At 59.0% G+C, this 10,461-nt stretch carries 7 protein-coding genes and 2 pseudogenes; 5 read left to right on the top strand and 4 right to left on the bottom strand.

Annotated features, from left to right (window positions below):
• Positions 1–101 precede the first annotated feature (101 nt).
• The 4 genes from B3446_RS26435 (at position 102) to B3446_RS26420 (ending at position 3,983) form a co-directional block, all read left to right on the top strand.
• A complete protein-coding gene (locus B3446_RS26435) occupies positions 102–587 on the top strand; it encodes a tripartite tricarboxylate transporter TctB family protein (protein ID WP_291386927.1) in 486 nt (161 codons plus the stop codon).
• A 3-nt stretch (positions 588–590) separates the two neighbouring features.
• Positions 591–2,111 (top strand): tripartite tricarboxylate transporter permease, encoded by a 1,521-nt coding sequence (locus tag B3446_RS26430; RefSeq protein WP_291386925.1) that lies wholly within the window; start codon positions 591–593, stop codon positions 2,109–2,111.
• A 71-nt stretch (positions 2,112–2,182) separates the two neighbouring features.
• A complete protein-coding gene (locus tag B3446_RS26425) occupies positions 2,183–2,677 on the top strand; it encodes a hypothetical protein (RefSeq protein ID WP_291386923.1) in 495 nt (164 codons plus the stop codon).
• Positions 2,678–2,723: 46 nt separating this feature from the next.
• On the top strand, positions 2,724–3,983 hold the full coding sequence (locus B3446_RS26420) for a putative Na+/H+ antiporter (protein ID WP_291386921.1): 1,260 nt from the start codon (positions 2,724–2,726) through the stop codon (positions 3,981–3,983).
• A gap of 371 nt (positions 3,984–4,354) precedes the next feature.
• Here the strand turns inward: B3446_RS26420 and B3446_RS26415 are convergent, their stop codons facing one another.
• The 4 genes and pseudogenes from B3446_RS26415 to B3446_RS26400 all read right to left on the bottom strand — a co-directional run.
• Complete coding sequence (locus tag B3446_RS26415; RefSeq protein ID WP_291386919.1) at positions 4,355–5,542, bottom strand: hypothetical protein; 1,188 nt, start codon at positions 5,540–5,542, stop codon at positions 4,355–4,357.
• 187 nt (positions 5,543–5,729) lie between these two features.
• Positions 5,730–6,677, bottom strand: coding sequence for a hypothetical protein (locus tag B3446_RS26410; protein WP_291386953.1), 948 nt, complete (start codon positions 6,675–6,677; stop codon positions 5,730–5,732).
• Positions 6,678–6,744: 67 nt separating this feature from the next.
• Positions 6,745–7,527 (bottom strand): hypothetical protein, encoded by a 783-nt coding sequence (locus tag B3446_RS26405; protein ID WP_291386917.1) that lies wholly within the window; start codon positions 7,525–7,527, stop codon positions 6,745–6,747.
• Positions 7,528–7,690: 163 nt separating this feature from the next.
• A pseudogene (locus B3446_RS26400) lies at positions 7,691–8,086 on the bottom strand (glyceraldehyde-3-phosphate dehydrogenase); the annotation flags it as partial.
• 300 nt (positions 8,087–8,386) lie between these two features.
• On the opposite strand from B3446_RS26400, the pseudogene B3446_RS28625 reads away from it, so the two are divergent.
• Positions 8,387–10,315: pseudogene (locus tag B3446_RS28625) on the top strand (alkyl/aryl-sulfatase).
• Positions 10,316–10,461: the final 146 nt, after the last annotated feature.

Raw genomic sequence — 10,461 nt, 5'->3', positions numbered from 1 at the left:
GTGAAAGCGAATTGCAAGGCGCCCTTCTTAAAGTGCCTCCTCTTTCGGCTAGCGGCATCCCGTGCGCCGAGATTCATCGACAACACACAGGGGAGCAAGCCGTGGGCAGCACCATATTTTCCAGAAAGCGCGACTTATGGGGCGGGGCGTTCATCGCCCTGTGCGGCGCGCTGACGATTCTTGAAGCGATCTCGTACAACATCGGGGAACTGGCGCGTATGGGCCCCGGCTATTTCCCCCTGATGGTCGGCTGCTTTCTGGTCGCGCTCGGCATTCTGGTCCCGCTCAGCCCGGACCCTGATGAAGTGCAGGAAGACATGATGGACGAACATCTGCCCCAGCCGACGCGGCGCGAACGCGTGCGCGGCATGGCGTGCATTGCGGGCGGCATCGCGCTGTTCATCATTCTCGGCAGTTTCCTGGGATTCCTGCCCGCCACGTTCGCGCTGGTTTTCGTGTCTGCGCTGGGCGACACCTCGAACTCGGTAAAGTCCGCCGCCATTCTCGCGCTCGCGATGACCGTGTTCGGCGCGGTGGTGTTTTCCTGGGCGCTGCAATTGCAGTTTCCGATGCTGCGCTGGGGTTGAATCATGGAACTTTTCGACAACGTATTGCATGGCTTTTCCGTGGCGTTGCAGTGGGAAAACCTGCTGTGGTCGCTATTTGGCGTGTTCATGGGCAACATGATCGGCGTGTTGCCGGGCATGGGCGTGCTGGCGGCCATATCCATTCTGTTGCCGCTGACGTACGCGATGACGCCGGTCGCGGCGCTCATGATGCTGGCAGGCATCTACTACGGCGCGCAGTATGGCGGCGGCATCACATGCATTCTGCTGAACCTGCCCGGCACGCCGTCTCACGCGGTGACGTGTCTGGACGGCAATCCCCTTGCCCGGCAGGGAAAGTCCGGATCGGCCCTGTTCATGCTGGTCATGGCGTCCTTTGTTGGCGCCAGCGTGGGCATCGTCATCATGATCCTGTTTTCGCCATTGCTGGTTGAAGTCGCATTTCAATTCGGCCCCGCGGAATATTTCTCGATGATGATGCTGGGTCTGTTTGCCGGCGCCACGCTTGCCAAGGGGTCGGCAATCAAGGGCATTGCGATGGTCTTTCTAGGGCTGTTGCTGGGCGTCGTGGGCACCGATGTGAATACGGGAACCATCCGGTTCGGCTTCGGAGTCATCGAATTGAGCGACGGCATCCCGCTGGTGGCGCTGGCCATGGGCCTTTTCGGGCTGGCGGACTTCTTTGCCAACGTCAATCGCATTGGCAAGGCCACCACTGTGGGCGCAGGTCCAAAGATGTCGGTGCGGCCGGAACCGGGCGACATCAAGAAATCCACCATGCCGATTGCGCGCGGCAGCGCGATCGGGGCAGTGCTGGGTATCCTGCCGGGCACGGGCGCGACGATCGCTTCGTTCATGTCCTACGCGGTTGAAAAGCGTGTCTCGAAAACCCCCAAGCGGTTTGGCAATGGTGCCATCGAAGGCGTGGCGGGTCCGGAAGCCGCCAACAACTCGGCCGCGCAGACGAGCTTCATTCCCACCATGAGTCTCGGCATTCCCGGCGACTCGGTCATGGCCCTGATGCTGGGCGCGTTGATCATTCACGGAATCCAGCCCGGCCCGCAGATGGTGACCGAGCATGCGGATCTGTTCTGGGGGCTGATTGCCAGCTTCTGGATCGGCAACATTATGCTGGTCGTGATGAACCTGCCGCTGATCGGCATGTGGGCGAAACTGCTGAAGGTCCCCTACAAGTACCTTTTCCCGTCTGCGCTGTTCTTCGTGTGTGTCGGCGTCTACAGCACGAACAACAACTTGTTCGACGTTGGCATGGTGCTGTTGCTGGGCTTGGTCGGTTACCTGTTCCTTAAGCTGCGCTTTTCCCCTGCGCCGCTCTTGCTCGGTTTTGTGCTGGGTCCAATGGTCGAAGAGAACTTCCGCCGCGCGTTGCTGTTGTCGCGGGGCAGTATGAGCGTTTTCGTGGATCGCCCGATTAGTGCTGGCTTTGTCTACGCAATCCTGGCGCTTGCCGTCTGGCTGGTGTTTTCGACGATACGTAATCGCAAGCGCGTCCGTGAGCTCGAGCGGATACAGGCCAACGCCTGACCCCTACCCTGCGAGACGCCGCCATGCGGGGGCCACAGGCTGGCCCCCATTTTGATTGACAGGAGGGAGTGATGAAGCAACCGGAGCGGCATCTGGACAGCCGTCAACCATGCGAGGCGGTGACGGTCGTTCGCGAACTTCCCTTTGAGGAATTCATTGAACTGCTGGAATTCAGCCACCTTCGTTTTGACCTTCCGAAGCGGGGCTCCACCGCGGCACTGGTCGGTTCGCAGGAATGGAACCGAAAAATACAGGACGATGCGTCGAAACCTGGGTCGGTCTATGTCTGCACCACGCTCGACGCGCTGCATCACGCCGTGCTTCCTCCTGAAGACGCCGAACTGAAAATTGACATGCCGTCAAAGAGCCGGGTGCGTCTGCGAACGCTGTCGCGGCAACGCGTACGGGGCGCATCGCAGCCGTGCGTAAGGGTAGACTTGCAAGGGCTCATCCGGCGCGTTCTCGTGCCCTCCAGTGCACCTGCGCACCTTTTCGACCTGGTCAGGCATGTCGTTATGACACGACTCTGGGTGGAAGTTGCGCGGGTCTCATCTACTCGGGTCTAACCCCAGGGTCACCATCGTCCTTACCCTTGAGAACAGGAACTGAAACGTGACAGAGTCCGGACTGGAAATCATCGCCGCCACGGTTTTCGCAATTGCCTTGCTGCACACATTCTCGGCGCCGATCTTCCTGCGCCTGGCGCATCGCAGCAAGCGCCATGGCGGGCTGCTGCACTTGCTGGGTGAGGTGGAAGTCGTATTTGGTTTTTGGGCGGCAATACTGCTTATCCTGATGGCATTGGCCGCGCCCGGCGGCACAGCCCTCGCGTATGCCGAATCCCGCAACTACACGGAACCCGCTTTCGTGTTCGTCGTGATGGTCATCGCAGCATCTTTGCCGGTGCTGACCGTCGTGATGCGTCTTGTGGAGCGCGTTGCGCGGGTGCTCCCTGTGCAAGACCAGACGGCCAAGGCCTGGCTTTGCCTGTCGCTGGTTCCGCTGGCGGGATCTCTGGTGACCGAACCCGCTGCGATGACGATAGCGGCCATGATGCTGGCGCCGCAGGTATTTCACCGCGACATGCCGGAGCGCTTGAAGTACCTGGCGTTGGGTGTCCTCTTTGTAAACATCTCGATTGGTGGGACGTTGACGTCGTATGCGGCGCCACCCGTTTTGATGGTGGCCTCGACGTGGGGGTGGGATAGCGCCTTCATGTTCAACACGTTCGGTTGGAAGGCGGCGCTGGCCGTGCTGGTCAATGCCACGCTCGTGACCCTAATGTTGCGTCCTTACCTGCGCTCCGGAGATGTGCTGTCCATGAAGAATGCCGCCGCGCCCATGTCGCCTGTCGTCATCGCCGTGCACCTGTTCTTTCTGGCTGCGGTGGTTGCCACCGCGCACCATCCGATCATCTTCCTGGGACTGTTCCTGTTTTTCATCGGTTACACGCAGGCTTACAAAGCCAATCAAAGCCCGCTCATCATCAAGGAGGCGTTGTTGGTGGGCTTTTTCCTCGCAGGTCTGGTGGTATTGGGTGGAATGCAACAGTGGTGGTTGCAACCCATCGTGAGCGGACTTGAGCCCAATGTGCTGTTTGTGGGCGCGTTGGCGCTGACTGCAATCACGGACAACGCAGCGCTGACCTACCTGGGCTCGCTCATCGACGGGATTTCCGTCGATGCGCAGTACATGCTGGTGGCGGGCGCGGTGGCGGGCGGAGGGTTGACAGTGATTGCCAATGCTCCCAATCCGGCGGGCGTGGCGTTGCTTCGCGGCTCTTTTGCGAACGGCGCCGTCAGCATGCTTGGGTTGCTGTCTGGTGCGCTGGTGCCCACAGTTATTGCCGCGGCTTTCCTCTTTTTCCTTTGACCTTGATGGCACCGGCGCTACGAACCGGCTGGGATCAGGAATCGCTTGCTGGCCGCTTAGCCGGCCGGTACCCGCCTTCTCGAGCCCTTTACATTGATGGGGACGACGCATAACCGCCCCGCCGTATACGCGGGTCCTAATTGCGCCGTGTGGGGACGTCGGTTAACGTCTGCCTCCGGCCAGAAGCGGTCGTTCGGCTCGGCGGACACAGCGTCATCGCTAGCTATCCGCATGGCAGCATCTCCCAAGTGTCTGTTGTTCAACGTCTACTCCGGAGAACCTACCGATCCCGCTAGAACAATCGCGCAGTCGCCAATGCAAAATTGCGAATCGGGCACTCAAGTGCGCTCGGCGATTTTGCATTCATGCGCCTATAAGAGGGTGAATAGCAGCTTGGAGAGCGTGCTCCTCAAGGGCCACTGCGTCGCGATCAGAATCAGCAGAGGCAACGCTGCTGGCAGTGCAATTTTCAACAGAATGGATTTGTTGATCACAGCGGACCGCATGGCGACTACGGCCTGATACATCGCCTGCACGTCGGCAACCGGGCCGAGTTCCGGCGCATTTAAAATGGGATTATCCGGAACACGATTTTTTTGAATCCAGCGAGCGTCGACCAGCTTCCCGTATTCGGACAGCAAGACGCCGTAGTCCAGCAAAGCCCGCCGCTTGGCGCGAGCCAGCATTGAGGAAAAAACGAGCAACGGTGCTAGGCCGATCAATATGAGAATTAGCAGCAAGGTGGCGACCTGCACATAAAGCGAGGGGACAGTCACCCCGTGATAGAACACGGAGTGCGCCCATGCGCCGGCGACGACCGCAGATACAGAAAACAGGAATGGCGCATAGACCGTCGGCAACCGATCGAGAAATCCCAGCCCTCCCATGCGATCGGGATGCATCACCACCACCTTCAACGGAAGGCGAGCGATGCGCAGTAACAATATGCCGACCAGCGTCAGCCGCCAGACCCATGCCAGTAAAAGTACAGAAAAAATTGGCCGTGTGACCAGCAGGAACCACCATGCGCCAAACGCCATGCCTTCGGATTCTGGCGCTGCCCACCGCACCTCATCCGGGTTCGGCGAAACCAGGAATGCGGTCGTCCAAGCCACCACGGCCGTCCCAATGATCAACCACGGAAATACACGCCTCTTAAGCTGAGCGACGCTCACAATGACTTCGTCAAATCGAGGCGCCAACTCATCGTCCACCAGACCGGAACGCCTAAACTCGCGCAGGCAAAGAGGGAGGATTTTGCGCGCAACTCCTTCTGCCAGAACGAGCAATGGAATGGCGACCAAGCAGCGGATATGGATCCCGATGTGCCCTAGCAGCGTCTCGGCAGTTCCGGCGCCCCGTTCGGCCGGAATGCCTGCTAACCAGGACGCGACGACCAGAGGTAGCCAGGCGAGAAGCGCATAGATCAGCGCTCGCCGCTTGATCCCTCCTCGTCCGCCCGGCATAAGACCGATTTGACTTTGCAGGCGAGACAGCCCGTCATCTTCCACTAAAAGAAACGTTTCGGCCGGAGGCAATTGCGATACGGTACCGGTCATTGATCACCCCTGATCGGATTGAAGAGCCGCTGTCCCGAATAGCCAGACCAGTCTGAAATAGAAAGCTAACCAGCAGTCGGTTTCGCGCCCGACCGTAAAGCAGACTTTGCCGCGTTGCGCACGCCATCCAAGCAAAGGCTGAGTAAGCGGTCAGGGGCCGGCATGGTCGCCGGCCCCGCCACCCACTTCAAAAGCTGACGGCCAAGCCGACAGAAAAGCCTCGCACATTGCTCCCAAAAACGTAGCGACCTACTAGTCTGGTCCGCGTAATGAACACGTCGTAGGCGCTCGAATCCAATTCCAGACCAGCTCCTACCGAAGTTAGCCGATCAAACCCCAGAATTCCCTTTTGATCTCCGAGAAACTCGGAATGCGTCAACTCCAGTACATACCGCAGCGGTCGTTGCAGCATCGCAATTCCGGTGGGCGCTCGATAGCGCGCCCAAAGGTTGGCGGATTGTGCTGTTGCATTACCCTGTACCGCCGCCGAACTGTCGAAGCTCTTCAGACGGATATCGGAATATCGCAGCTCCACATCCACTTCGTAGCCTGGCCGGTAATGCTCGTAATCCAGCATGATCGACCCTCCGAGTCCATACGCGTTCAGCGACCCGCGATTTAGAAAATCGATGTCCCGGCCGGTGCGTTGTCCTACGTACCAGCTCGCCGCGCGCAGGTCACTCGTCACATTCCCCAGAGCGATATTAAAAATTGGGCGAAGTTTCAATTCGTCTGTGAGCTTGAAATCCCACCCCACTCCGCCTGTCGCAGATATGCTGTTCCACTTCGTTGGAATTTTCCGCTGCTCGGCGCCTTGCGTTGCGATGAAAGTTGGATCGTAGCGGCTGCCCGCCAAGACGCCCTCAAGGTAAATGGGAACCGAATCGGAAACCGTGTCGCCTCCGCCCAATTGCGTCATAAAAAACTCATTTGAACCCGAGGTCGATCCGCCTCCACTACCGATATTGAGCGAACTGGTGGTGATGTCGGGGACTATCGAGAACGACATCAGCGCCAGTACACCGTTTGCACGCTTTTGCAGATCGTCCTGAGTCAAGCGAAGTCGCTCCTGCCCTTGAGCGTCAGTGGATAGCAGGCAAACAACCAGGGCGGAGAGCCAAAAGTTCGGCTGGATCACCTCCCTAGCGTGCTCTACGACGGGCTTACGATGGCCGGCAATTCTCGTCTTACCTCGTTCATGACTATCGCGCAGTTCCATCGGGGTCTACCATCGATTGACGTTGCGAAATCAGCAATGCGTCGCTCTGGTCGATGCGAATTGCGCCGACCCGAGGAAACTCGAAATCAATGATGATGTACAGCGCCGCCGTCATGACCGCGGCGTACACGACTTGATGCGGCAGGGTTGCACGCTTGGCTAACGCCAGATTGAATCCCACTAATCCCGCGCTGATCAACGCCAAACAACCTAAAAAAATGTATGCGACGAGGGGCGGGTGGATCTTTTGCGCGACGGTTTGAGAAGTTGATACATCAAACATGTCATTAACAGCGGCTACATAGGACGCGGCAAAAGGTGGTGCAGCGTTACGTGAGGCGTTGACTGAGGACGTCCAGATCTCTTTCTGAAGCATACCCACCCGTGCAGCAATTGCTTCCCGCTTGTCCAGATCCGCCACCTGGTGGTAATAGCTGATTCGCTCGTCGACGTAGCGGCGGAAGTGTTCGCGCAAGGCTGGCTGATCCGAGGGGCTGAGAAGGTCGATGCGTAGCCAGGCCGTGCCGATTGCATTGACCTCTTCAACTAATAAGGCCCGACGGTCGGCCATTCTTTGGGACGCACCTGAGAAGGTGAAGGCGACAAGAAGTCCGAGTAGCGCAAACACCGACGCCTCGATGGCCGCAGTTCCTGACCGACTTGTCTCGTCGGCACTCCGCCCGAGTCCCTTGCCAAGCCGCATGGCCAGCAACAACAGCGTGAAAAACACCACAGCCACGGCGGCCAGGAAAAGGGAGTAGTTCACATTAGTACCTGCGCAGAATCAGTATTAACCGGACACGACAGGAAAGCTGAACTTTCGCCTGAATCAAGGTTCAAGCCAATCGATCCATAGTAGCTTAAAGGCAGAGCATCTTGACCCCGCCATATTTGCTTATGGCAAATTCACCACAGCCGCCAAGCTGCCTTCATCGCCATGCACTTCCCACTTGAATGTAGAAGGCATTCTGGTCACGACTGTGCGCCACATCTACTCCTATCGCGAGTCCCAGTTCGCGCGCTATCAGATAGCGAAAGCCGGTGCCGATAGTCACCACATTCGAGGCGCTGGAGAACGTGTTCCATCGACCGTAGGCTTTGCCGACTCCGGAAAAGCCCAGCACGGACCAACGGGGGGTTACGTTCCACCGCAGTTCCACTTCACCCGTCAACGTGTCGCGATCCTGATAGCGACCCCGTGATCCCCCTCGTTGGTCCACATAGGGTTGTCGGAAAAAGGGCACATTGCCTCAGGTGATCTGGCTGTCGGCACGCAGCCCCAGTGTCCACTTCTCCGCCATTGGCACCCACGTGTAGCCTTGAGCAATGCGACGATTTTGGGGTGTTGCAACACCTTTTGCCGTTCATCGACGACATCTGCCGATTGACCCATTCCATCGCCAACGTGGATTCGCGAGCGGGTGCGTCTCCTCTTCAGGGTCACGCCGATGCCCGCGCTTGGCCCCCCCCAGGGCAACCACTACCTCGGACAGCGGAGTGTTTGCGAGGGTGCAAGAGTTGCCCTGCGCGCTAATAGACGACCTGCATCGAGGTCCGCAAGAATGCAATTTCGGGTGGCCATGCCGCGCAAGCGAACAATCGCCGCTGCCGTGGCGACGTTCGCAATGGGTCTGACGACGGCCACTTGGGCGGCTGACGGCCCTCGGCCGGCAGAAGCGGCCACCAAGGACGCCAATGCCGCTTTGCCGAAGGAACTGCCCTTCTCGGACAAGACGTCCTTCGAGCTGGCACACAAGGGTTTTATCGCTCCTCTTCCCTCCGGGCTGATTAAGGGTGAAGAGGGAAATTTGGTCTGGGATCCCACCAAGTACGACTTCATCAAGGAAGGCGCTCCCGCGCCCGACACGGTCAACCCTAGCCTCTGGCGGCAATCGCAATTGCTGAACATTTCAGGGTTGTTCCAGGTGGCCGACGGCATCTACCAGGTCCGCAACTTCGATTTGTCTAACATGACGATTGTCGAAGGCAAGGAAGGCCTGACGATCATGGACCCGCTCATCTCCACCGAAACGGCCAAGGCCGCGCTGGATCTCTACTACCAGCACCGCCCCAAGAAGCCCGTGGTCGCAGTCATTTACACGCACAGCCACGTGGACCACTACGGCGGCGTGCGCGGTGTCGTGGATGAGGTGGACGTCAAGGCCGGCACCGTCAAGATTTACGCGCCACTGGGGTTTCTGGAGCATGCCGTGGCGGAAAACGTCATGGCGGGCACGGCCATGAGCCGCCGCGCGAGCTACATGTACGGCAACCTGCTGCCGCCTAGCGCCACCGGCCAAGTAGGCGCTGGGCTGGGCACGACGACCTCGGCGGGTACCGTCACCCTCATCCCGCCGACGGACATCATCGAAAAGACAGGCGAAACGCGCACCATCGACGGGCTGACCTACGAGTTCCTCTACGCGCCGGGCAGCGAAGCGCCTGCGGAGATGCTGTACTACATCAAGGAGAAAAAGGCGCTCAACACGGCCGAAGACTCCACTCACACGCTTCACAACACCTATTCGCTGCGCGGCGCCAAGATCCGCGATCCGCTGGCGTGGTCGAAGTAACTGAACGAGGCCCTGGCGTTGTGGGGCGACGATGTCGAGGTCATGTACGCCATGCACCACTGGCCGGTGTGGGGCAAAAAGGAAGTCCAGGAGCAGTTGGGCATGCAGCGAGACATGTACCGCTACATCAACGACGAGACCTTGCGTCTTGCCAACATGGGCTACAACAAGGAAGAGATCGCCGAGCAGGTCAAGTTGCCTGAGGCGATCGCCACCAAGTTCTCCAACCGCGGCTATTACGGTTCCGTGAATCACAACGTGCGCGCGACGTACGTGTTGTATTTGGGATGGTTCAACGGCAATCCCGCGACGCTGCACACGCTGCCGGTTCAGGAGGCCTCCAAGCGCTATGTGGACATGATGGGCGGCGTTCCCGCCATCCTGACGAAGGCGCGCGAGTATTACAAGAAGGGGGATTATCGCTGGGTAGCGGAAGTCGTGAACTATGCGGTCTTTGCCGAGCCTGACAATCAGGAGGCCAAGAACCTCCAGGCCGACGCGCTGGAGCAGATGGGCTACCAGGCCGAGAGCGGCCCGTGGCGCAATTTCTACCTGACCGGCGCCAAGGAGTTGCGCGAAGGCGTGCAAAAGCTGCCGGTTCCCGACACCGCCAGCCCGGATACCGTGCGCGCGATGACGCTGGACATGCTGTTCGACTATTTCGCGGTGCGCCTGAACCGCGAGAAGGCCGCCGGCAAGCATGTCGTGCTGAACCTGGATTTCACCGATACAAATCAGAAGTACACGTTGGAAATGGTGAATGGCGTGCTTAACCACACTGAGGGCAAACAGGCAAAGGAACCCACGGCTAGCATGACGCTCAGCCGCGAGTCCCTGAACCGCATGATGCTCAAGGAAATGACTCTCAAGGACGCGCTGGCGAAGGGTGACGTCAAGGTTACTGGCGATCAGCAGAAAATCACCGATATGTTTGCGTCGCTGGACAACTTCGAGTTCTGGTTCAACATCGTGACCCCCTAGGCGGACTCGCCCGTGAACCACAAGGCCGGTGCTCCCGAGCGTCGGCCTTGCTTCCTTTGCGCCGTGGATGTGGCGAGTCCGCTTGAGATCGAGAACGGTATGCCCTCAAAGGCGGCTGCCGGCCAGGAACCGTCGCTGGCCCCCTC

Origin of the sequence: Achromobacter sp. UBA5777 (assembly GCF_002418565.1) — a bacterium.
Taxonomy (GTDB): Bacteria; Pseudomonadota; Gammaproteobacteria; order Burkholderiales; family Burkholderiaceae_B; genus Achromobacter; species Achromobacter animicus.
The sequence above is the reverse complement of the archived record's forward strand: the minus strand, read 5'-3'. Positions and strand labels throughout refer to the sequence as shown.